Consider the following 22,995-nt stretch of genomic DNA (forward strand, 5'->3'; position numbering starts at 1 on the left):
GCAAAATTACCCCAGCATTCAACTGGGCGGCAAGATTGGCAAAATCCATAGGCTTTAATGATATGATCTATGGTTATTTCAGTATCCAGATTAACTTTCTTATCATATCGGTGATTGTAGCTAGTTGAGCAAAGGGCTTGTATGGCTTGGAGATTGGACAAAGGAGAATTCAGTATTTATGCCGTTTCACTGCCCTCTGTGCCACGGTAAGGTGAGACTAGCTATGTCGTACACCGGATCAATGTTACCGTTGAAGGCAACGAACGAATTGTTTACAAATCTTTGAGCAGCAGTTATAGGAATTGGGATCGGGGTGTACTTAGGGTGTTAACGGTGCTCTATTGGTTAGCCATCACTACATGAGCTGTTCGTGGTTTACCTCTAGATAAAGATTATTTCTGGCACAATCCGAAAAAGTAGGGTCTACTGCTGAAGCGCATATTAAGTAGCCCTTAAATGCCCGTACCTATGGTCGAGTTGCCTCACTCCCTTTCCCACACAGTTGCCCCTTGTTCGTGTTAGCCTGCGACACAAGTAGCGTACTGTAGAAATTAATAGGCAAGCTTATACTGCCATCAGGGGGTTCTACGTTAATGCTGGAAAACTATGCTGGAACACGATGCTGGAAAACCATACCCACACTCAGTAGGGGGGAAGTATACTGGCTTACTCCCTCGACCTTTGACAAATAGTATTTAAATTAGACTATTCAACACCGCCGCTATTGTTGAAACTCCGATGACAACCCTTGTAATTGTCGAATCTCCTACTAAAGCTCGCACCATTCGGAACTACTTACCTTCTGGTTACCAGGTCGAAGCCTCCATGGGTCACGTCCGTGATTTACCTCAATCAGCTAGTGAAATCCCCGAAAAATACAAGGGGGAAAAGTGGGCTAAGTTTGGGGTGAATGTGGACGCTGACTTTGAACCGCTTTACCTGGTGCCTAAAGACAAGAAACAGGTTGTCCAGCAGCTAAAAGCAGCTCTCAAAGATTCTGATGAACTGATTTTGGCTACGGATGAAGACCGAGAAGGGGAAAGTATTAGTTGGCATTTGTTACAAATCTTAAAGCCCAAAGTGCCAACTAAGCGGATGGTATTTCACGAAATCACTAAGGATGCTATTCAAAATGCCCTACAAAACTGCCGTGAGATTGATGATCAGGTGGTAAGAGCTCAGGAAACAAGGCGGATTCTTGACCGACTCGTGGGCTACACCCTCTCACCCCTGCTGTGGAAAAAAGTGGCTTGGGGCTTATCAGCTGGTCGGGTACAGTCTGTAGCAGTACGGGTGTTGGTAACTCGAGAACGGCGACGCCGTGCCTTCCGCAAGGGCACGTATTGGGATTTGAAAGGGATTCTAGAAGCAGGAAGTGCCTTTGACACTAAGCTAGTAACCCTGGATCAGGTTAAAATTGCTACCGGTAGTGATTTCGATGCCAATACAGGTGACATTATCCAAGGTAGGCAGGTCAAATTGTTGAGTGAAGTGGAGGCTAAAGCACTCAAAGACAACCTGTACGATAAAGTCTGGACGGTTACTAATTTACAAGAACGACCTGTTACTAGGAAACCCTCACCCCCCTTTACTACCTCCACCCTGCAACAGGAGGCCAACCGGAAACTGGGACTATCGGCTCGTGATACGATGCGGACTGCCCAGAGTCTGTATGAAAAGGGTTTCATTACCTATATGCGTACAGACTCAGTACATTTGTCTGAACAAGCGATCACAGCAGCCCGTAGCTGCGTTGAACAAAAATACGGGGTAGAGTACCTTAGCCCCAAGCCCAGAAAGTATACCACTAAGAGCAAAGGAGCTCAAGAAGCTCACGAAGCCATTCGTCCAGCAGGGAGTACATTCAAAACTTCTCAAGAAACGGGATTAAGCGATCGCGAATTTAAAGTCTATGACCTGATTTGGAAGCGTACCGTTGCTTGTCAAATGGCGGATGCTCGACAAACTCAAATTGTGGTTGATTTGCAAGTGGAAAATGCCGGATTTCGGGCTACCGGTAAGCGCATTGACTTCCCAGGTTATCTCAGGGCTTATGTGGAAGGGTCTGATGACCCCAACGCTGCTCTAGAAAACCAGGAAGTGATTCTGCCAGCTTTGAAAGTCGGAGATCATCCTAACTGTAGAGAACTAGAAGCTATCGGTCACGAAACCCAACCCCCAGCCCGTTACACGGAAGCGACTTTGGTCAAAACCTTGGAACAAGAGGGGATTGGTCGTCCCAGTACCTACGCGAGTATTATTGGTACTATCATTGACCGAGGCTATGCTCAGAAACTGAAAAATGCCCTTGCTCCCACCTTTACGGCGTTTGCGGTTACTAATTTGCTCGAACAAAACTTTCCCGACTTGGTGGACACGAGCTTCACGGCCAAAATGGAGCGTACCTTAGATGACATTGCCAATGGAGCAGCCCAATGGCTTCCTTACCTGCAGAAGTTTTATTTGGGGGAAAAGGGTCTGGACAACCAAGTCAAAGAACGGATTAATGAGATTGACCCGATTGTTGCCCGTACTGTTGAACTCGAAGACCTCGATGCTAGAGTCCGCATCGGGAAATTTGGTCCCTATGTCGAGGTGAACAATGGCAATGGTGTATTTACTGCTTCGATTCCCCAAGACCTCACCCCAGCTGAACTAAACATTGAGCAGGTTCAGGTACTGATTCAGCAGAAAATGGAGGGGCCAGAGAAATTGGGACTACACCCGGAAACTGGTGAACCAATTTATATCCTGAATGGCAATTATGGTCCGTATCTACAGCTAGGTGACGTAACAGAGGATAAGAAGAAAAAACCCAAACGTGTCTCCTTGCCTAAGGGGGTAAAGAAGGAAGATGTACACCTAGAAATGGCAGTCGGTCTCCTAGCACTCCCCCGCCTTCTCGGTCCTCATCCGGAAACAGGCAAACCGGTTAAAACCGCAATCGGACGCTTTGGTCCTTATGTTGTCCATGACCAAGGGAAGGAGGGCAAAGATTACCGCTCCCTCAAAGCTGAGGATAACGTCTTGACAATTACCCTAGACCGTGCATTAGAGCTCCTGGCACAACCTAAGAGGACAAAGGGCGGTTCTCGCAGCAAGACTAAAAAACCCTTACGGGAACTAGGGGTTCATCCTAAAGATGGCGAGCCAGTCAATATCTATCAGGGTCCCTATGGCATATATGTGAACCATGGCAAAGTTAATGCCTCTCTGCCAGAGGGAACATCCATGGAGGAGTTAACCTTAGAAACTGCCTTGGAAGTCATAGCAGCTAAGGCGTCATCGGGTAAATCTGGTCGCAAGTCCAGTAAATCCACTACTTCCACCAAAAAGAAAACCACTGGGAAATCCACCAAGAAGACTACTAAGAAAACAAAAGATGATGACCAACAGGGTAAGTCAGAGAGTGAATAAGTAATTTTACTTGCTGACAAACTGATTAAACTCGGGATATATATAATAAGGTGTGAAAACACAATTGTCAAGTGGAAACTAGGAAGTTTGAATTGAAGCAAAAACTCTTATCCTTTATTAATGTTCCTTCATCCTTCCTGCTGACCACTGCCTCTTTACTCATTTCTCTGACATTCCCCCTTTCGCCTATTCTTGGTCTTGACGAAACTAGTCTTGACGAAACTAGTCTTGACGAAACTAGTCTTGACGAAACTAGTCTTGACGAAACTAGTCTTGAGCAAACTAGTCTTGAGCAAACTAGTCTTGAGCAAACTAGCCTTGAGCAAACTAGTCTTGAGCAAACTAGCCTTGACCAAGTCACTCCACCCCAGCAGCTCTATGTTAAAGGTCGCCAACAGTTAAGTACAGGTCAATTACAAGAGGCTTTAGAGAGCTTCCAGAAGTACCTAGAACTTAAACGAAACATTGGCGATCGCTATCAAGAAGGAGTAGCGCTATATTTTATTGGGTGGGTTCATGATGAACTTGGTCAATATCAGTTAGCACGGTCGTTCTTTGAGCAATCGTTAGCAATTGATCGAGAATTAGGCGATCGCACCGGGGAAGGGAGTACTCTTAATAATTTGGGGTTAACGTATTCCAACCTAGGGGACGATCAAAAGTCCCTAGAATTCTATCAACGAGCCTTAGCCATCTACCGAGAAGTGAGCAATCGTGGCTACGAAGGCAGGACTCTCCATAATTTGGGGAATATATACTATAAGCTGGGTCAGGACCACCAGTCCCTGGATTACTACCAGCAAGCTCTCGATATCTATCGAGAAATACTGGATAAATCGGAAAACAATTCTTTAGTGTCACAGGCAGACCAAGGAACACTGCTTAATAGCCTAGGGTTAGTTTACCACCGTCTAGGCAACCACGAACAGGAACAGTTGTCCTATCAGGAAGCCTTGACTATTGCCCAGGAAGTAAGCGATCGCATTTCAGAGGGAATGCTTCTGAATAATTTAGGTATCGCTTACCATCGCCTAGGAAAGTACGAACAAGCATTCTTAACCTACCAACAAGCCCTAGTGATTCATCGGGAAGTGGGTTCAAAAGCTGGGGAAGCATTTACCTTGAGGACTATTGGTGCTGTACTGGCGGCACAAAACCAGCCAGAACTAGCGATTATTTTTCATAAGCAAGCAGTCAATGTATATCAGTCCCTGGGGCAAGATGTCACTAAACTGTCTCAAGAGAAATTGTCTCAGGAGCAAAAGCAGTCCTATAAACTCAACTTGGATAATGCCTATCTAAGTTTATCTGAGTTGCTGCAGCAACAAAAACGGGTGCAGTCGGCGCAACTGGTGCTAAATTTATTCCCAGTGCCAGAACAAAAAGACGATTTGTCTAATCAGGACAAGACTCAAACTAGGGTTCACGAAAAAATACCATACTTACCTGAGGAGGAGCAAATCAAAGCAGGCTATGAGGATATTTTACAGCAGCAGCTTTCCCTGAGGAAACAACTCAATCAACTGATTACTATTCCGATAGCAGAAAGAACTCCTGTTCAGCAAGACCGTATTCTTGAGTTTAGGCAAAAGGAGCAGCAGCTGACCCAGGAATTTCTGCAATTCCTCAACAGTTCTGAGGTTAAGAACCTAGTCACACAGTTGAGGAAATAGAGTGTGGGGAGAGGGGGTAGTGTGGGGAGAGAGGGGAGAGACGGGAGAAGGAAGAATTAGTTTGGGATTAATTTGGTATCTTTAAATACTTTTTTTCTCATTGTTTTGATGTAAAAGCTCATCTTACTTGCCATCTCCCCATCTCCCCATCTCCCCATCTCCCCATCTCCCCATCTCCCCACACCTCCCACACCTCCGACACTTCCCTATCTTTCCAGACTCCCGACTCCCTAAAACCGAGATCGACGTAAGATTCTCCGCCAGCCATTCTTTAATGACAAGGGGAACTGGATTCGATCCCAGACACTGCGGTTATCAAAGCTAACTGGTCCTGAACCAAAGGTTGCTACCATCAATAATCCACCGATTAGTCCTAGATTTTTCAGAAATTGAATTTCTTGCATTTGATTAGAGAAATCTGTGTGAAAAATCAAGGTGGTGGGAATTAAAAATCCAATTAGCGCTAATGCTCCCCAACGAGCTTTATAGCCTAGTAATACGGATAATCCACCCCCCAACAGTATAATGATGGTGGGAATAATCAGTATACCGGGAACCCCTTTGGATTCCATCAATTGTTGAGTATATGTTGGGTTAAATAGTTTATCGATACCAGATTTAATAAAAATAGCACAAAGGCATATCCGCCCTAGGAGTGGTATGTATTTTTTCATGATTTCCATTTTGATAAGCGCTATAACGCTATATTATAGGAAATGGAAAAGCTGAAGCTAAGCTATCAGCTATCAGCTATCAGCTATCAGCTATCAGCTATCAGCTATCAGCATATGCTTACCAACTATCTTCATTGTCGAAGCTGGGGAGATCGGGAGATGGGGAAGACTCGCTCACGGTAACCTCCTCTACCTGGGACGGTTTACTCTTTCTTTCTTTAGCCAGTTGCTCAACAGTATCACTAATCACAACCGTTAAGTTTTCCCGGGTTTGAGCATGGTTGGCTTGCTCAGTCTTTAAGGCATCAATTAAGCGATCGCGTTCTGCCATGACCGACTTAAGGGTTGCCCTTAATTCCTCAACCGTTTGCAGTTGTTCCAGATTCTGCTCAATACTCGATACCTTCTCCAGTTGATCTGATTTGAGTTGAAATCCGTCTTGTTGTAATTTTTGCAGTTGAGCCTTGAGAGTTTCGATTTGCTCTTGAGCGAGTTGGCTTTCTATACGCCTTTGCTGAGCTTCAGTATTATATAACTGACGCCAATGAGCTGCACTTTTATCCGCAGCCTGGCACTCTTTAATGCTATCGGCCAGCTGCTGCTTCAGTTCCTTGATTTGGGCTAACCATTCGGTAAGCGACCCATTGTTGCTCATCAACAACTACTCCATCGGCTATGGCACTGATCAAATAAAATATAATCAAATTTAATCACGGTTGAGGGGGTGTGGTTAACGGTCAACTGTCAATAAAATAGTAAAGTGTGTCGATTGAACTACTGAACACTAGTAATGGGCAAACTATAGGTAAAATTGGCAAATTAATTCATAGCAAGCCCCTGTAGAAATCAGAACCTATGCTATCTAAGCGTTTTTTTCTTTTCTTCCGTTTCTTTGGTTACCTGAATCTGGTAACCCTCAGGGAGACTTTCACCCGTGCGATGGAACGTCGCTTAATGGGTCTATCTGCTGAAATGGCATATAACGCCATGTTAGCTCTGTTTCCAGCAATTTTGGCAATTCTGACAGCGATTGGCTTGTTTGAATATTCCTTACAATTAACCTGGTACCACCACCCTCCCGAGCTGAGTGAAGTGGCACAGAATGAAGCTCTGAGAATGATGAAGGAAGTGGGTCCGGCTCAGGCACTGGAGCCGATTGAGAAATTTACCGAGCAGATTCACCTCAGCACCAATAGCAGTCTATTTTCCCTGAGTTTTATCATAGCCATTTGGGTATCTTCTGGGGCACTGAGTGCAGCGATGAATGCCCTTGATCACATCCACAACATTCCCCGAGAGCAACAACGACCCTTTTGGAAAGCTAAGTTGATTTCTCTGGGCTTAACCATTGGTAGTATCATACTGCTGGTGATTGCCTCTTTTTTGGTATTTATCAGTCACTGGGTGCTAAAAACAGTCGTTGATACGAGTGGATATTCAATCTTGTTGACACTATGGAGTATGTTGACCTGGCCCGTAGCCTTGAGTATGGTGGCGGCATCCTTTGCCTTTATCTATCGCTACGGACCAAGCCGTTGGCAGATCGGAACACCGATATTGCCAGGAGCAGTTTTAGCAGCCATTTCCTGGGCAGTGGCTTCAGGGTTGTTTCGGCACTACGTTGGTGCCAATTTCACCAATTACAACAAAGTCTATGGTACTGTAACAGCTGTGATTATCTTACAGGTTTGGCTTTACATGACTTCTCTGGTACTGTTATTAGGGGACCAGTTGAATGTGATAGTAGGAGAAGCAATACAAGCATCCCATCGGAGACCTAGACCAAGAAAATTAGCCAAGGCCAAAAAATAATCATATGAGCTGAAACACTTTTGAGAATTAAGAATTGAGAATTGAGAATGAAGAATTGAGAATGAAGAATGAAGAATGAAGAATGAAGAATTAAGAATGAAGAATGAAGAATTAAGAATTGAGAATTAAGAATTAAGAATTAAGAATTAAGAATTAAGAATTTACCATTCTGCCTTATCCGTTCAACATTCAACATTCAACATTCAACCTTCAACATTCAACATTCAACCTTCAACCTTCAACCAAACAACCTTCAACATTCAACCAAACAACCTTCAACCTATTAAACCCCATGAGGAATGATCGCAAAACATCGACCTTAAGGCGTGTACGTCGGGTAAGCTACCTACTGGATAATGCTATTCCTATCCCTGGAACACGTTATCGGATTGGTTTAGATCCCATCATCGGTCTGTTACCAGGGGGTGGTGATTTTGTGGGAACTATCATTTCATCATACATTGTGGTAGAAGCAGCACGACTGGGAGTGTCTCGATCTACTTTGGTGGAGATGGTGCTAAATATCCTTCTTGAAACAGTTACTGGGTCTGTACCGGTCTTAGGGGATCTGGTGGATGCAGCGTGGAAGGCAAATGTAAAAAATGTTGAGCTGTTAGAGAAAGAATTAAATGTATCATCATCAGCACCACAAAAATCCGATTGGTTGTTTCTGATCTTACTGTTGTCAGGGTTGGCTGTAGTTTTGGTAGTTGCTGTGGGGATTAGTCTTGCGATCGCAGCCTGGGTGATCAGGACAATTACTAGCTGATCAACAATGTCTGGGGTTGCTGAATGGAAGTAAAAAGACACAAACTATGGCAGAAAAACAATTAGCGCAATTTTCCCTAGCGGATGGAACTACATTTTTGGTAGAAGTGGAAAAACCAGAAAGCCGTGGTATTGAGCGAGTCAGCCTGGGAGGAAAACAAGTCCTCAAGGCACGGCAGACCTTTGAAGAAGCTCTAGATCAAATCAAACCGGTTGCTTCTGCGGTGATCACCAAATTGCGCGACCTTAACCAGCCTGCTGATGAAGTGGAGGTAAAATTTGGTTTGAAGTTGACGGCAGATGCGGGAGCCGTCTTTGCCTCTGTGGGTGGCGAAGTGAGCTATGAAATTACCTTGAAATGGAGTAATAAGAATCAGGCCAAGTCGAGGATAAATTAAATCAATGGATTTTAATGCCCATAAGACTTCAATTATTCGGATATTTTATCATGACCAAGTCGTTGGTATTGGCTTTCTGGTATCGGAACACTATGCTTTAACCTGTGCTCATGTCGTAGCAGAGGCATTGTTAATTGATAGGACGACACCGAGCTGCCCTGAGGGAGAAATAAACGTTGATTTTCCGTTACTTAATTCGACAGATAAATTTTCGGCGAGGGTGGTTTGCTGGCATCCTGTATCTCCTTTACAAGATTCCGAAGAAGCGATAGAAGATATTGCGGTTTTGAAGCTTGATCACCTTCCTGCGTCTGCTCACCCGACTCGGGTGATATTATCAGAAAACCTTGCAAATAATCGATTTAAAGTATTTGGCTGTCCTAGGAAAGTTTCGTTTGGAGTTTGGGCAACTGGGGTATTATCGGAGCAAAATGCTAAACAATGGTTTCAACTGGAAGATACTAAGGTAACTGGATACGGGATTGAAGCAGGATTTAGTGGTTCTCCGGTTTGGAATGAAGAGTTACAGGGAGTGGTGGGGATGGTAGTTGCCGCAGACCGCAAGCGAGAAACGGCAAAAGTCGCGTTTATGATTTCGACACAAATTTTAGTGAAAGCTTGGGTATATTTGGATTCAATTGTTATCCGAACTAAGGAAATAGAAAAGCCAGTTAAGCCAGGTTTGTTCTCTGCTAAGAAAAAGTTTCTCGAACAACGAAAGAGAGAGTTGGAAGAAAACGTCGAAGCGGTCAGAAAGCAAATGGGGTTTACGTCAGATTTATCTAAATCTCGAAATTTGGAACAAAAAATAACTTTCTATTTTGAAAAAATAGAAGAAATTGACAGAGAGCTTGGGGGTTTTTAGATAAAAATTTCAAAAATGACAACTAGCACAGAAATCGAAAATCTACAAAAAATTTGTAATCTATGGAATCAACGCATTGAAGATGTCATAAAAGAGATGAGTTTCACTTCAGAGCTGGATCAGCTGGAAAATTTAGATAGAAAGTTTCAGTACTACTCTGAACAACTCAAAAAGTTCGAGAATAAACTCAATTTATTAAAAACTAAGAGCGATTCCTCCGCTAGTCCTAATCCACAACATACTATTTCTAATAAAATATCTAAAATTAACTTCCATAACCAAAAAAAAATCGTCAATTATATTCTAGACAATTGTTTAGGTGAACAAGGAGGCTTGGCTTTATTTTTACTTGACAATACCTCCTTGATGCGAGGAGATTTATGTGTTGCAGAAATTCAATACTATCTTAGTAGCAAAAGTTATGGTAAACTTAAGTATTGTCCTATAGACCCCTTCTTAAGACCTGATATTTCCGATGAGCGAAGTTTGCTAAATGCGATCGCGGATTATTTTAAGCCAATTGAACCTCATCCCAATGATCAACAATACATCCATAAAATTATTGAGAAGATCGGTGACAGTGTACAGGGAGGAAGCATTGTTTTTTTTGATTTTACCAATTGGGATTCTCTTACTGAAAATGATGATAGACTTTTATCTTGGTTTATTGAGTATTTTTGGAAGTCTTTGAACCAAAAACATCAAGATATTTCCCAGGATTACTCTTGGGTTAAGTTTTTGTTGTTTTGTTCTATAAGTTCAATCATCCCTGAATCTTATCAAAAGCTGAGTTATTGTTGTAATTACAACGATTTTGATAGTTTAAAAATAATCAAATTGCCTTTGAGTAAATGGAAAGAAAGTGATATTGATCATTGGCTTCAACAAGTCTATGGATTATCTAAACCAAAAAGCAAAAAAATAGCCAGAACAATTTATAAATCATCTAATCGTGGTATTCCTAGTACAGTTTGCTCAAAATTAGAACAATATTTAGCTAAATTAGTAAAGGAATAGTTAATGAATCCTCCTAAATACATCTTCCAGGGCAATCCAAAACATCGACCTAAACAATGTCATCCAGATTCTCCCACAGAATTAGAACCCTATATTGCAGACAGCGAATTAATTGAAGCCGTAAATTTGGCAATTTTCCTCCAAAGACCCCTGTTAATTGAAGGAGAAGCGGGATGTGGTAAAACCAGATTAGCAGTAGCAGTGGCTTATGAATTAGGGTTGCCCTTTTATCGCTGGGATATTCGCTCAACCACGAAAGTCCAAGAGGGATTATATGAATACGATGCGATTTTGCGCTTGCATGATGTCCAAACCCAAAACTTAACCCCGTCTATTAATCCGAAAACTGGACAACCGAGAAATCCTCAAGAACCAAAAGATTACCGTGAACTAGGTCCCCTGGGAAAAGCCTTTAAATCCCACGACTATCCGGCAGTGTTGCTAATTGATGAAATTGACAAGGCTGATGTAGATTTCCCCAATGATTTACTGTCGATATTGGATAAACCTTGGAAATTTTTTATTCGGGAAACAGGAGAAACGATAGAGGCTAATCAAGAGCAATTGCCAATTATCATTATTACCAGTAATAAAGAAAAAGGCAGTCTCCCCTCTCCCTTCTTACGCCGCTGTTTATATCACTATGTGCGTTTCCCTAGTCAACCGGAAGAGTTAGAGAAAATTGTCAAGGTTCACTATCAACAGAAACAGAAACCAGAGACCATGGCAATGCCCAAATCTGATTTAGTGACGACTGCGATCGCTAAATTTTTAAAGATACGAGAGGATAAAAGTCTTTTTAAACCTCCGGGGACCAGTGAGTTTCTGGATTGGCTGGCTGCCTTACATCACTTTAAATCGGAACCCTATGCTGTGACTGAACTCGAGCAAGACAATACAATTCCCTATCGAGATTTAGTCTTTAAATTGCGGCAAGATTGGCAAAATCCCAATTATGCACCTTAATCATGACTAACGTTAATCCCCGCTCTCTGTTAACTCGCCTCTTTTACCGCTTGCGCCGGGATGGGTTTGCTTTGGGAATTAATGAATATTTAGCTGCCTTACAAGCTATGGAGGGCGGCTGGGGAGTGCAGGATGCCAATGCTCTCAAAAAACTCCTGCGATCGCTTTGGTGTCATTCCCTAGCCCAACAAGACCATTTAGACGTCATTTTTCGTTCCATTAGCGCAGAAGAAAGCCAAGAGAAGGCAAAACCTAGGGAAATTACCTCAGAATCCCCCGAATCATCGTCCTCCCCTAAGAATCCTCCTCCTGTTTCCCCTGGGGAACAAGTTCCATCGATGGTAGACTCTCCGACTCCAGTTCCTGAATTATCCTTACTGCCGGTCAAATCATCAATCAATTTATTAGAACACACAGAAGACCGGGATTTCCAAGGGTATTATCCCATTTCTCGCAGGTATATGGTTTATAGCTGGCGTTATTTACGGCGGATGGTGGCAGATGGTAGAGAGGATGTTCTGGATGTGGAAGGGACAATTGCCAACGTCTGCGAACAGGGATTTTTTTTAAAGCCGAAATACAGCCGAAGGGAGCAAAATCACGCTGATTTGCTCTTGTTGCTGGATCAGGAAGGCTCCATGACTCCCTTTCACCGTTTTACGCGAGATTTAGTCGAAACCGCCCAAGACGAAAGTAATATCGAACGGGTGCGGGTGGGCTATTTCCACAACGTTCCCGCAGAGTATGTTTATAAAGACCCTTATCTAACCGAAAAGGTAAAGTTTGAGTGGATTTTGGCAGAGTCTGATGGGGATACCAGTGTTTTAATTGTCAGCGATGGGGGAGCAGCTCGTGGCGATCGCCGTTCCGAAAGATTTTCAGCAACGGCTGAAGTTTTGTGGCACATTAGACAGCATACCAAGTTAATAGCCTGGTTGAATCCCGTTCCCTCTGAACGCTGGCAGGGAAGCACTGCCCAATTTATCGCTCATTTAGTACCAATGTACCCTCTGGATCCTCATGGGTTAAATCAAGCGATCGCACAGATTCGTTAAGATCTATGACAACTTCCTCATCTGACCAATTAACCGAAGAAATAGCCAAGCAACAAATTGAACGCTTTGTGGCCAGGTTTGAACCCAACTATCGCTATCTAGCTTGTCATTGCGCTTTGCCCTTGGTCTTGACTCCGGAATTGGTCAACTATATCCGAGTGCAATTTTTACTCAACGAGGAAGTGCCTTGGATAGCAGAAGCGGATTTACTGTTGTCGGAGTTGTGCCGTCCAGTTGGTTATGAATTATATGCCATGACTCCGGCGGTACGGTCTCATTTATTGGCACAATTTGAAACAGAAGAATTTCAGCACAAATTTGGTACAAATCGCCTCAAATCCGTTGCCCAATTGCTGATGGATTACGTGACTTATTTAATGGGAACCCATCCCCCTAGCCGACAGGGAGAATTCCAGGCACAACAATGGGCAGCCATGGTGTATTTAGATCAACATCGCACTCAAGCAGAAGAAGAGATGGCTAAAGCCCTACAAGGATTGGTTAACCGAGGAAAAAATGGACAGGCAGAATTAGCCCGATTACAGCGTTTAATTCAAGAATTTAGACCCCAGTTGAGTCAATATGACTCCTTAATGAAATTTGCTGAATCCCTGGGAATCTGGCTCAACGGTAAAATTCCCCCTGATGCTAGTCAATCCTATGGTGTTCATGGGGTAAACCTTAGCCTTAATCAAGTCACTCAGCTTGAAGGTTTTCCACCCATGCAAACCTTTGAATGTGAGGTGGTAATCATTGGGCTGGGAGCAGAAACAGAGATATTCCCAGAGATTGAGCTAGAACCTTTTGAGTTTGAAGTGGCAACTATTGAGTTGAAACCAACACCCTGGTGGTTCACAACAAAAATAGAACCAATCATCAAGAGTCATCAGCAACAAGCTGATGGTTTTACCGAAGACTTAGGTAATGGAGTTGACCTAGAGATGGTAGCCATTCCTGAAGGGAGCTTTATAATGGGTTCCCCAGAAACCGAAGAGGGGCATAGAGACAGTGAAAGTCCCCAGCATCAAGTCGCGGTTAAATCCTTCTTCATGGGTAAATACCCAGTGACCCAAGCCCAATGGCAAGCCGTGGCCGCCCTAACCCAAGTCAACAGAGAACTTAAACCCAATCCATCCTATTTTAAAGGGGATGACCGACCTGTAGAGAGAGTCTCCTGGGATGATGCGGTGGAATTTTGTGAGCGGCTGTCTGAGTATACCAAACGCCCTTATCGCTTGCCCAGTGAAGCCCAGTGGGAGTATGCCTGTAGAGCCGGAACAACGACTCCGTTTCATTTTGGTGAGACAATTACAACCGACCTAGCTAACTATGATGGCAACTATACTTATGGCTCTGGTTCCAAAGGCAAATATGTTCAGGAAACAACCCCAGCGGGTAGTTTTGGGGTAGCCAATGACTTTGGACTCTACGATATGCATGGGAATGTGTGGGAGTGGTGTGCAGACCATTGGCACTCAAACTATAAAGGTGCGCCGACAGATGGCAGTGCCTGGGAAGATGAGTCTATAAATAATAACGATAATGATAATATATCCCGGCTGTTGCGGGGCGGTTCTTGGCGCAGCGACCCTGGATTCTGCCGTTCTGGGTCTCGCCCCTTCTATGATCCGGTCCTCAGGCGCAGCGGCAGCAAGTTTGGTTTTCGTGTGGTGTGTGGGTGTGCGTAGAACCACTGGCAAGATGCCAGTTCCACTTGTAGAATCACTGGCAAGATGCCAGTTCCACAATTAATCATATATCACTGGCAAGATGCCAGTTCGACAATGGATATGTGAAGAGAACTTAACCAAACCCAACCGAGCTTATGAAGCACCAATCAGCGGGAACAGGCTTCGAGGCTGTCTTAAGGCAACATTAATGATTATAACTAGCAAGATGCTGGCAGTAACATACTCTGTAGAAATGTAACTAATGACTACCCCCAACCCTCTATCCTCTGGGGCAAAGGCTTCCAGGCTGTCTCAACCGAATATTAATGATTATGACTGGCAAGATTATCGTTCAATGAATTATACCAGTTATACCAGTTTCAGAAAGTCTCCAAATATTAAAATTAGCAAAAGAAATCTTCCTCACTGGGAATTAGCAGGAGCAATTTACTTTGTGACTTTTAGTACTTGGCAAAAGCTAGAGTTGACCCCAGAAGCCAGACAGGTAGTTCTAGATTCCTGTTTATTCTTCAATAACCAAAGGTACAAAACCTATGCTGTTGTAATTATGCCAGATCATGTGCATTGGTTAATGCAGCCTTTACCAAAATCAGATCAGAAATATTGGACCTTAGGTAGTATTATCCACAGCATTAAAAGCTATAGTTCTAAACAAGTTGCTAAAGTAATGAATCATATCGGTATTGTTTGGCAAGACGAGCGATATGATCGCATTATGCGAGATGAAAGAGAATTTTTAGAGACATGGAACTATATCAGAGAAAATCCTGTAAAAGCTAATTTATCTGAGATTGCTGAAAGATATCCTTTCTTCTGGCAAATGGATAGTGTAGAGAAGTCTTCTGTAAAATAATCTATGGTGGAACAGGCTTCCAGCCTGTGTCAAGAACTGTGTGTGTGGTGGAACAGGCTTCCAGCCTGTGTCAAGAACTGTGTGTGTGGTGGAACAGGCTTCCAGCCTGTGTCAAGAACTGTGTGTGTGGTGGAACAGGCTTCCAGCCTGTATCAAGAACTGTGTGTGTGGAACAGGCTTCCAGCCTGTATCAAGAACTGTGTGTGTGGAACAGGCTTCCAGCCTGTATCAATTGGTGGAACAGGCTTCCAGCCTGTGTCAATTGGTGGAACAGGCTTCCAGCCTGTGTCAATTGGTGGAACAGGCTTCCAGCCTGTGTCAAGAACTGTGTGGTGGAACAGGCTTCCAGCCTGTATCAATTGGTGGAACAGGCTTCCAGCCTGTGTCAAGAACTGTGTGGTGGAACAGGCTTCCAGCCTGTATCAATCTCCATCAAACAATAATCTTAGTCACTGGCAAGATGTAATCATCTTGGTCACTGGCAAGATGCCAGTTCCACAATTAATCATATATCACTGGCAAGATGCCAGTTCCACAATTAATCATATATCACTGGCAAGATGCCAGTTCCACAATTAATCATATATCACTGGCAAGATGCCAGTTCCACAATTAATCATATATCACTGGCAAGATGCCAGTTCCACAATTAATCATATATCACTGGCAAGATGCCAGTTCTACACAAGATGCCAGTTCTACACAAGATGCCAGTTCTACACAAGATGCCAGTTCTACACAAGATGCCAGTTCTACACAAGATGCCAGTTCTACATCAGTTAAACAAAACAATAGTGATGGCACAAACAAGTAAAGAACAACAGCAATCAAAACTTAATATAAAACGCCATCGGCGACAAATTCAGTACTTTGCTGAAGACTTGGGAAATGGTATCACCTTGGACATGGTTGCCATCCCCGGTGGTACTTTCCTCATGGGTTCCCCAGAAACAGAAGAGGGGCATACAGATAGTGAAAGTCCCCAGCATCAAGTCACCGTTAAATCCTTCTTTATAGGCAAATACCCAGTGACCCAAGCCCAATGGCAAGCGGTCGCTGCCCTAACCCAAGTCAACAGAGAACTTAAACCCAATCCATCCCATTTTAAAGGGGAAGATCGACCTGTAGATACAGTCTCTTGGGATGATGCGGTGGAGTTTTGTGAGCGGCTGTCCCAGTATACGAAACGCCCTTATTGCTTGCCCAGTGAAGCCGAGTGGGAGTATGCCTGTAGAGCCGGAACAAGTACTCCGTTTCATTTTGGCGAGACGATTACTACAGAGTTTGCTAATTACAATGGAACAGATGATCAAGAGGGTCGTTGGAAAGGATCTTATGGTAATGGGCCATTAGGGATTTATCGTAGAAAAACCACCCCAGTAGGAAGTTTTGGACTAGGCAATGACTTTGGACTCTACGATATGCATGGGAATGTTTGGGAGTGGTGTGCAGACCATTGGCACTCAAACTATAAAGGTGCGCCGACAGATGGCACTGCCTGGCAAGATGAACCGGATAGTAATAATGAAAATGATAATAAACATCGGCTGTGGCGGGGTGGTTCCTGCTACACCTTGCCTAAAAACTGCCGTTCTGGGTCTCGCGGCGTCTTTAATCCGGGCTTGAGGCACCTCGTCGGCAATATTGGTTTTCGTGTGGTGTGTGCCCAGGAGTGGACTCAGTAACCCTATGCCCTTTTCCCTCTGTAGAACAGGCTTCCAGCCTGTGATAGGCAGGCAAATTTTTTGGTATGGCAGTTGAAGTAACGGTTAAGACATATTTCTGCTGCGAAGCTCCGTATTCCCTAAGAACTTTCAAGACTAAATAATTTGGCAAAAAGGCATGGATATAGCCTAAAAGTGTGATTTAATGACGTCTAAAGTGTTAGAGGGGTTTTTTAGCTATTAGGTGAGCTTGACCTTGGCGAATTAAATTCACCACGGGTCGCACCTGAGGTACACAGGATTTTTTCCCTGTTCCCTATTCCCTGTTCCCTAGAGCCTAAAATTATGACGTTGAAAATTTTCTGTGACCAGAACTATCTCCCAGAGGGCATGACCTATGAGGCAATTCTATATCCCTTTTGGGGCAAACCTCCAGAAAATCCTGAGGATCCCATTAGTAGTTGTTTTGACCACTATGTAGAGATTGGAAAGTCTCTATTTAAGATGTCGTCTCTGGAGGAAGCAGATATTGCTATTGTACCAGTTAATTGGGCACTATGGAATTCTGAATTGGAAGATAAAGCCAGACAATTAGCAGAAAACGTTAAATTAGCAGGCAAGCCCTTAATCAGCTTTTTTGGTGGGGCTTCTTCCCATCTTAACTTACCGATTGAAAGTGATTTTGTATTCCGTCACTCCCTCTATCGCTCCCTGAGAAAAAACACCGATTTTACCCTACCTCACTGGAGCGAAGACTTTGTTGAAAACTATCTTGACAACAAAATCAATATCCGCCAAAAACGCTTAAAACCTGTAGTTGGTTTCTGTGGATATGCCGTCAAACCAAATACCAAAACCAATTTAAACGTTTTCTGCTCTAGAGTCAAAAAGAATGTCTTGAACTCGAAAACTAGTATCCCTCCCTATAATTGGGGACATGTGTTAAGACGTCGAGCCCTAGATATCTTAGGCAAAGACCCTAACATAATCACAAACTTTTTGATTAGAGAAAGCCCAGTTTTCTTAAATCAACCGGATTTCAAGTTGAAGCAAAAGCATCGGCTGGAATTTGTGTATAACTTAATAGACAGTGACTATATCTTCTGTTGCCGTGGCTCAGGAAACAATTCCTTTCGTTTCTATGAAGCATTGTGCTGTGGCAGAATTCCAGTTCTTGTAGATACCGATTGTGTGCTTCCCTACGACTTTGACATTGATTGGAAGAAATACTGTGTTTGGATAAAGGAGAATGAACTTCATTTAATTGGCGATAAAATTGCTGAGTTTCACGACAATCTATCATCCCGGGAATTTGTAGATTTACAGTATGAGTGTCGCCGGATTTGGAAAGAACGAGTATCTCCAGAAGGGTTCTTTAGTAATTTCCATCGTCATCTGCCTATAGCAAAGGGAACAGGGAATAGGGAACAGGCAACAGTAGGGTGCATCTGATATAGCGCTACGCGCAAGTCAGAAGTTAGAAGTCAGAAGTCAGAAGTCAAAAGTAAGCTAGGACTATGTTTCGGAGTTTAGGAGCGATGCAGCGCGGTCTTGGGGGTTTCCCCGGAGACAAAACCTTAGATAGTGGAGCCTTTATAGTTAGCAGGTTATGCAGAAAAGGGTTAAATATTTTTTAATAAGGCTCCACTATCTTACGGTAAATTCAAACCACTCGCGCTTTGCATCAAGACAATGTCAAACATCTAAATGCGTAGTGCTATTTTTGTAAAAAAGAAGGGAAGTGTGGGGCGGGGGCGCGGGAATTTTATTATAATTTTTGCCTAATTTCATAAAAGAGAAACTACTAGGTAAGTTTGCACCATGAAAGTCACAACTAAACTAGCACAATTAAGAGCTAATTACGGAAATATCAGTTACGAATAAATTTCTGAATCTACGGGAATCGATCGGCAACAATTAAGGGAACTAGAAAATGGAGAAGCGAATGCGATGAAGCGTTTCGGCAAAGCCGACGCTACGCGAACGCAAAGCGTGGCCTACGGCCTCAGCTTCCGCTAAGAGCGAACGCTTTCACTACCCTCGCTCAACTCTGTGCTTTCTTTCACTGTAGTCCCAACGATTTATTGATAGTAGACTGGGAGGGGGAAGAAATAGCCCCACCTACTGCTGAAGAAATAGAGAAAGCTTCACAGATAATCAAACAGGCATTTGCCCGTGCTGAGGCGATGCCACCCCGTTCTCCGGAGGAAATTTGGGATAGTTTTGAAGGGACTATCGAGCGAATTTAATCGATAAAATTGACGCTTGATTTTCCAGGCTTTTAATTTAGCGCGAACCGCTTCTTGTCCAGGTAAGGGAGGTTTTTTAGCAATCTGCTCAAAACGCTCCCGATTTTTTTCTTCCCAATAGTCTCGAATCTCTTGAGCTATCTTCAAAACGGTTTGATACTCCGCTTCTACTTCCCTACGGTGATTATCAATATAGGATAAGGCTGCATCAAGTTGCTCATCAGTTATAGAGAGCCAGTTTCCTATTAATTTGGGTGTCCATCCGGCCTCAAGATGGCCGATGATATCATAAATTGTAATGCGCGTACCTGCTATTGTCAGTCCCCGTTCTGTACGAATAATGGCGGCTTCGCAATTTTGGTGATCGGATACTGGAGTCATGCTCACTTCAGGTGTAGGTTTTGCTTTCATTGTATCTGACAAATATCTGACAAATATAGTTATGCAAACCGCCGTAACTTATAACCTTAGTGCTATAACGGCTTAGTTGTCCGAATGACGTACCAAACCTCAGATCATTTTATGCATCTGATGGTTTCTCCTTGACACGCTCTTTCCAATATCCTGGCTCACGACTACAGTGCATCACCGCCACAATTAGAATGTAATCTTCCTCAATAGTGTATAAAATCCCGTAGGGAAATTTACGTGTCAGACATCGACGAATATCTTCATCAAGAACAGCCCAACTCGTTGGTGACGCAACAATTCGGAAAATTGCATCCTCAACTACATTGATAAATGCCTGTGCCAATTCAACTCTACGTTCTGCGTAAAACTCGACTGCTTCACCATATTCAGTCAAGGCTGCTGGGTGAAAGACATATTTCATGGCTCCAGAAGTCGCCTCACCCTAGCTAACCCTTCCTCTCCAGGAATAGGCTGAACCATACCACTTCGGATTTCATCTCGACGCTTCTTAGCTTCACCTACCCAAAGTGTTTGTAGGTTATCGTCTACATCAAACTCAAGACTTTCAACCAGCTTCTCTGCCAACAATGCTCTCCATGCACTGGGCAAAGATAAAGCTTCTTTCATTACTTGATCAACAGAGACCATAACATTCGGGCATCATAGATAATACCCAGAGTCTAGCAAAAAAGTAGTAAACATAACACAGAATCAAAATGCGATTGGCCGTAGGCCACGCTACGCGATTGACCGTAGGTCACGCTACTTGAGGTGCATCTACTGAATTTGATATCAAATCAGGCGCTGGCAAAGCCACAAAGCAAAGACTGGAATTGTACTTGCGGCGCAACCAATTCAAATAGCGCTGATAAATCCAAAAGATTCACGGGCTTTTGCATCCCAATCCCAAGTGTAGACATCTTGCGGTGGTACACCTTCACTGTTCATGTTTTGTACAGCGTACTAATTTAAGCTTGTACCCATTCTCCCCTCAATGGACACAGCAAAGGCGCTAGAGCATCGGTTTAGTAATCAAAATCAAAAAATATTATTATTATTACTTATAATTCCTGGGAGTTGGCTGCAATCCAAGTAGCTATAGACTCTTGATTTTCTATTCCTTCTACTAAATTATTAATCTTGATAACGGCTTCTTCTTCTGCCGCCACTAACTCATATCCGTTTAGACGTAAAAAAACGTCGATGACAGCGAGGGCAATTCGCTTGTTACCATCGACGAAAGGATGATTTTTTGCCAAACTAAAAGCGTAGGCTGCTGCGATATCAAACAGACTAGCACTATCACTGTAGGCAAATAAATGTTTAGGTCTAGCTAAACTACTTGAAAGTAAATTCGGGTCTCTTAATCCAGAACATCCGCCATGCTCTACTATTAACTCGTCATGGATAGCTATTACTGCTTGCTCTGGCACCCAGCGAGGCTCTTTCAATGAGCTAATTCCCGAAAAGCATTGCGATAGTTTTTGCGAGTTATCGCGAAAGCTTCCATTGCTGCCTCGAATTCAGAATTATCTTGAATACTAGCAGGATTTGCCACCTTGTCAGCCTGTTCCAAAGGAGCCAAACCCTTAGCCAAAACATGAAGATGTGAAACACCGGAGGGAAACTCCTTCCCAAGGGCATTTAACTCACCCTGAAGTTCCGCTGAGAGTGAATCCTCTAGCTGAGTTAGGGCGACCAAGAAGGCTTTGAGGGTGATTGCATCTAGGGAGTTCATGGCTTGAAGTGTGCGTGTATTAGCTCAGGCAAGTCAAAAAGGATAAAGCTTCTGCCATTGGGCATCATAGACAATACCCAGAGTTTAGCAAAAAAGTAGTAGGCATAACACAGAATAAAAATGCGATTGACCGTAGGCCACGCTACGCGATTGACCGTAGGTCACGCTACGCGATCGCATCTGTTGAGCTTGAGATAGCGATGTAAACCTGTATGGTTTTTTTGATTGGACAATAAAACTTAGGATCTCGAACCCCTCTTGCCTCTTGCCTTTTGCCTCTTGCCTCTTGCCCAGCGCAAGTATCTTCACAACCGAGATACAAAAGCTATATCAACTCAAGCGCTTGCAAAGCCACAAAGCAAACAAAGGTAAAGCCAGTCGGTAGCCTTGCTCGGAGCCATAAATTAAACCTTTGTGCTGCAACCCAGCGATCGCTCCTTGGAGAGAACCCCCTCTTGATAGGTAATGCTTTTGAATATAATCTCGACTTTGTGGCTTGTCGGTAGGGTCTAGGGCCAGGGATTCTAAAAGATGGGCTTGATTAGCTGGAAGCAGCATCAGTAATGACTCGAAGACCATGGATAAGTCCGCTAGCAGTTCTTGGATGGCCTGCTGAACATGGCCATCACGAATTAGCCCATCAGAAACTCGTACCGACTTGAGGCGTCGCACCAGTGCCGACGCATCACCGAAGTGTCCTTGCACCGCATTGACAAAGATTTCCAGTGCTTGCGATCGCGGATCGAAGGTCAGCCGTTGGGTATGCAAAACTTCAGTTACCCAAGCCGCAACCACATCATCAGCTAAAGGAGCCAGCTGCACGATTTCCAAATTATTCCCTGGTTCATGGGGATAAATGCTGGTTTCTGCGATCGTTGCCACTAGCACATAACTCACCTGAGTCTGACCCTCGATCTGTTTCCGCAAAAATTTTTCCCACACCCCATGACGATCCCAAGAGCGGATGTGGGGGAAGCTTTCCAAAATCAACACTACCCGTTCCCCCTCAGATTCAGCTAACTTTTGCAGCAGATCGAGTAATGCTTCAAATGCTTTCCGTTGCAGCTCTTTGCTCTGAATCCGAACCGGTTTAAGTCCCTCTGTGCCAATGCCTTCATCCTTCAGGACAAATAATTCCGCTGCCTGACCTTCAATCCAATCTGTCATTAGAGCTTGAACTGTTGCCATTGGAAAGGTCTGGTTTATGCTCTCCCACAGCAGTTGCACGAAGCGCTGACCATCCGTAACCCGGATGCAGTCAACCTCCAGGATTTTAACTCCAACTTCCCGTGCCGCCCGCCTTACCAAAGTCCGCCGTCCGCTTCCGGGCACTCCCACAATCAGCACGTTGCCATCACGGGCTAAAACATGAGTGATGCGCTGGAATTGTGCTTGCCGCCCAACCAATTCAAATGGTACTGATAAATCCAAAAGATTCACGGCTAATGCATCCCGATCCCAAGTGTAGAAATCCTTCGGCGGCACACCTTCACTAGTTGGCAAGCTTCCAACTGTATTGCTAACTGTATCCCTGGCATCCTCAGGGCTGAGATTAACCATTGATTTGCCATGAGTCGATTCTGTCATCTGCTCTTGCCCGTATTTTTCCCAATCCCAAGCTCAAACCAAAACCTTGGTGTGGCATGAGTCTATGGTTTACCTAGGCACTTATCAATAGTGTCAATCGTTCCTAGCACTATTAAAACGTGCTATATATTTTATAGCACTGTTCGACAGTATCATT

Annotated in this window: 25 protein-coding genes; 16 read left to right on the forward strand and 9 right to left on the reverse strand. The window is 43.8% G+C overall.

From position 1 onward, the window contains the following. Positions 1-738 precede the first annotated feature (738 nt). Both topA and F6K49_RS12495 read left to right on the forward strand, forming a co-directional pair. Positions 739-3,417 carry a type I DNA topoisomerase gene (topA, locus tag F6K49_RS12490; protein ID WP_293096955.1) on the forward strand — a complete coding sequence of 893 codons (2,679 nt, stop codon included), beginning with the start codon at positions 739-741 and terminating at the stop codon, positions 3,415-3,417. A 92-nt stretch (positions 3,418-3,509) separates the two neighbouring features. After that, positions 3,510-5,090, forward strand: coding sequence for a tetratricopeptide repeat protein (locus tag F6K49_RS12495; RefSeq protein ID WP_293096958.1), 1,581 nt, complete (start codon positions 3,510-3,512; stop codon positions 5,088-5,090). 118 nt (positions 5,091-5,208) lie between these two features. Here F6K49_RS12495 and F6K49_RS12500 read toward each other — a convergent pair whose 3' ends face one another. The 3 genes from F6K49_RS12500 to F6K49_RS12510 all read right to left on the reverse strand — a co-directional run bounded on the left by F6K49_RS12500 (position 5,209) and on the right by F6K49_RS12510 (position 6,419). Further along, positions 5,209-5,358: a hypothetical protein gene (locus F6K49_RS12500; RefSeq protein ID WP_293022240.1), complete on the reverse strand. Its 150-nt coding sequence runs from the start codon at positions 5,356-5,358 to the stop codon at positions 5,209-5,211. Further along, entirely contained in the window at positions 5,321-5,773 is a 453-nt protein-coding gene (locus tag F6K49_RS12505) for a DoxX family protein (RefSeq protein ID WP_366514169.1), read from the reverse strand. Before F6K49_RS12505 ends, F6K49_RS12500 begins: the two co-directional genes overlap by 38 nt. A 109-nt stretch (positions 5,774-5,882) precedes the next feature. Next, the gene (locus F6K49_RS12510) at positions 5,883-6,419 is read right to left on the reverse strand and encodes a hypothetical protein (RefSeq protein ID WP_293022244.1); all 537 of its coding nucleotides are present in this window, start codon (positions 6,417-6,419) and stop codon (positions 5,883-5,885) included. 200 nt (positions 6,420-6,619) lie between these two features. Between F6K49_RS12510 and F6K49_RS12515 the strand changes: the two genes are divergently transcribed. The 14 genes from F6K49_RS12515 to F6K49_RS12580 all read left to right on the forward strand — a co-directional run bounded on the left by F6K49_RS12515 (position 6,620) and on the right by F6K49_RS12580 (position 18,305). After that, positions 6,620-7,576, forward strand: coding sequence for a YihY/virulence factor BrkB family protein (locus F6K49_RS12515; RefSeq protein ID WP_293022246.1), 957 nt, complete (start codon positions 6,620-6,622; stop codon positions 7,574-7,576). Positions 7,577-7,868: 292 nt separating this feature from the next. Further along, complete coding sequence (locus F6K49_RS12520; protein WP_293067587.1) at positions 7,869-8,345, forward strand: DUF4112 domain-containing protein; 477 nt, start codon at positions 7,869-7,871, stop codon at positions 8,343-8,345. A 46-nt stretch (positions 8,346-8,391) separates the two neighbouring features. After that, on the forward strand, positions 8,392-8,742 hold the full coding sequence (locus tag F6K49_RS12525; RefSeq protein WP_293061605.1) for a CU044_2847 family protein: 351 nt from the start codon (positions 8,392-8,394) through the stop codon (positions 8,740-8,742). Positions 8,743-8,746: 4 nt separating this feature from the next. Then, complete coding sequence (locus F6K49_RS12530) at positions 8,747-9,607, forward strand: trypsin-like peptidase domain-containing protein (protein WP_293096963.1); 861 nt, start codon at positions 8,747-8,749, stop codon at positions 9,605-9,607. Positions 9,608-9,622: 15 nt separating this feature from the next. Next, entirely contained in the window at positions 9,623-10,624 is a 1,002-nt protein-coding gene (locus F6K49_RS12535; RefSeq protein WP_293022250.1) for a hypothetical protein, read from the forward strand. 3 nt (positions 10,625-10,627) lie between these two features. Next, positions 10,628-11,590, forward strand: a complete 963-nt coding sequence (locus F6K49_RS12540; RefSeq protein WP_293096966.1) for a MoxR family ATPase — start codon at positions 10,628-10,630, stop codon at positions 11,588-11,590. Positions 11,591-11,592: 2 nt separating this feature from the next. Further along, complete coding sequence (locus tag F6K49_RS12545) at positions 11,593-12,645, forward strand: VWA containing CoxE family protein (protein ID WP_293096969.1); 1,053 nt, start codon at positions 11,593-11,595, stop codon at positions 12,643-12,645. A 5-nt stretch (positions 12,646-12,650) separates the two neighbouring features. Then, positions 12,651-14,333, forward strand: coding sequence for a formylglycine-generating enzyme family protein (locus F6K49_RS12550; protein WP_293096972.1), 1,683 nt, complete (start codon positions 12,651-12,653; stop codon positions 14,331-14,333). 82 nt (positions 14,334-14,415) lie between these two features. Beyond that, positions 14,416-14,574, forward strand: a complete 159-nt coding sequence (locus F6K49_RS12555; RefSeq protein WP_198953946.1) for a hypothetical protein — start codon at positions 14,416-14,418, stop codon at positions 14,572-14,574. Between the two features lie 3 nt (positions 14,575-14,577). After that, on the forward strand, positions 14,578-15,189 hold the full coding sequence (locus F6K49_RS12560) for a transposase (protein WP_229415184.1): 612 nt from the start codon (positions 14,578-14,580) through the stop codon (positions 15,187-15,189). Positions 15,190-15,192: 3 nt separating this feature from the next. After that, the gene (locus tag F6K49_RS12565; RefSeq protein WP_293096976.1) at positions 15,193-15,768 is read left to right on the forward strand and encodes a hypothetical protein; all 576 of its coding nucleotides are present in this window, start codon (positions 15,193-15,195) and stop codon (positions 15,766-15,768) included. A gap of 55 nt (positions 15,769-15,823) precedes the next feature. Next, positions 15,824-16,003 carry a hypothetical protein gene (locus F6K49_RS12570; protein WP_293080194.1) on the forward strand — a complete coding sequence of 60 codons (180 nt, stop codon included), beginning with the start codon at positions 15,824-15,826 and terminating at the stop codon, positions 16,001-16,003. Continuing rightward, complete coding sequence (locus F6K49_RS12575) at positions 15,987-16,874, forward strand: formylglycine-generating enzyme family protein (RefSeq protein ID WP_293096979.1); 888 nt, start codon at positions 15,987-15,989, stop codon at positions 16,872-16,874. The genes F6K49_RS12570 and F6K49_RS12575 overlap by 17 nt, the downstream gene beginning before the upstream one ends. A gap of 324 nt (positions 16,875-17,198) precedes the next feature. Further along, positions 17,199-18,305: an exostosin gene (locus F6K49_RS12580; RefSeq protein ID WP_293040796.1), complete on the forward strand. Its 1,107-nt coding sequence runs from the start codon at positions 17,199-17,201 to the stop codon at positions 18,303-18,305. 695 nt (positions 18,306-19,000) lie between these two features. Here the strand turns inward: F6K49_RS12580 and F6K49_RS12585 are convergent. The 6 genes from F6K49_RS12585 to F6K49_RS12610 all read right to left on the reverse strand — a co-directional run bounded on the left by F6K49_RS12585 (position 19,001) and on the right by F6K49_RS12610 (position 22,838). Continuing rightward, complete coding sequence (locus tag F6K49_RS12585; RefSeq protein ID WP_366514170.1) at positions 19,001-19,513, reverse strand: DUF433 domain-containing protein; 513 nt, start codon at positions 19,511-19,513, stop codon at positions 19,001-19,003. 109 nt (positions 19,514-19,622) lie between these two features. Beyond that, the gene (locus tag F6K49_RS12590; protein WP_293022272.1) at positions 19,623-19,934 is read right to left on the reverse strand and encodes a type II toxin-antitoxin system RelE/ParE family toxin; all 312 of its coding nucleotides are present in this window, start codon (positions 19,932-19,934) and stop codon (positions 19,623-19,625) included. Continuing rightward, positions 19,931-20,140 carry an addiction module protein gene (locus F6K49_RS12595; RefSeq protein WP_293022275.1) on the reverse strand — a complete coding sequence of 70 codons (210 nt, stop codon included), beginning with the start codon at positions 20,138-20,140 and terminating at the stop codon, positions 19,931-19,933. The genes F6K49_RS12590 and F6K49_RS12595 overlap by 4 nt, the downstream gene beginning before the upstream one ends. A 434-nt stretch (positions 20,141-20,574) precedes the next feature. Then, positions 20,575-20,964, reverse strand: coding sequence for a type II toxin-antitoxin system death-on-curing family toxin (locus F6K49_RS12600; protein WP_293096983.1), 390 nt, complete (start codon positions 20,962-20,964; stop codon positions 20,575-20,577). Continuing rightward, positions 20,961-21,251 (reverse strand): hypothetical protein, encoded by a 291-nt coding sequence (locus F6K49_RS12605; RefSeq protein WP_293022280.1) that lies wholly within the window; start codon positions 21,249-21,251, stop codon positions 20,961-20,963. Before F6K49_RS12605 ends, F6K49_RS12600 begins: the two co-directional genes overlap by 4 nt. 330 nt (positions 21,252-21,581) lie before the next feature. Then, complete coding sequence (locus F6K49_RS12610) at positions 21,582-22,838, reverse strand: ATP-binding protein (protein WP_293096986.1); 1,257 nt, start codon at positions 22,836-22,838, stop codon at positions 21,582-21,584. Positions 22,839-22,995: the final 157 nt, after the last annotated feature.

The sequence above is a fragment of the Moorena sp. SIO3I6 genome, assembly GCF_010672095.1.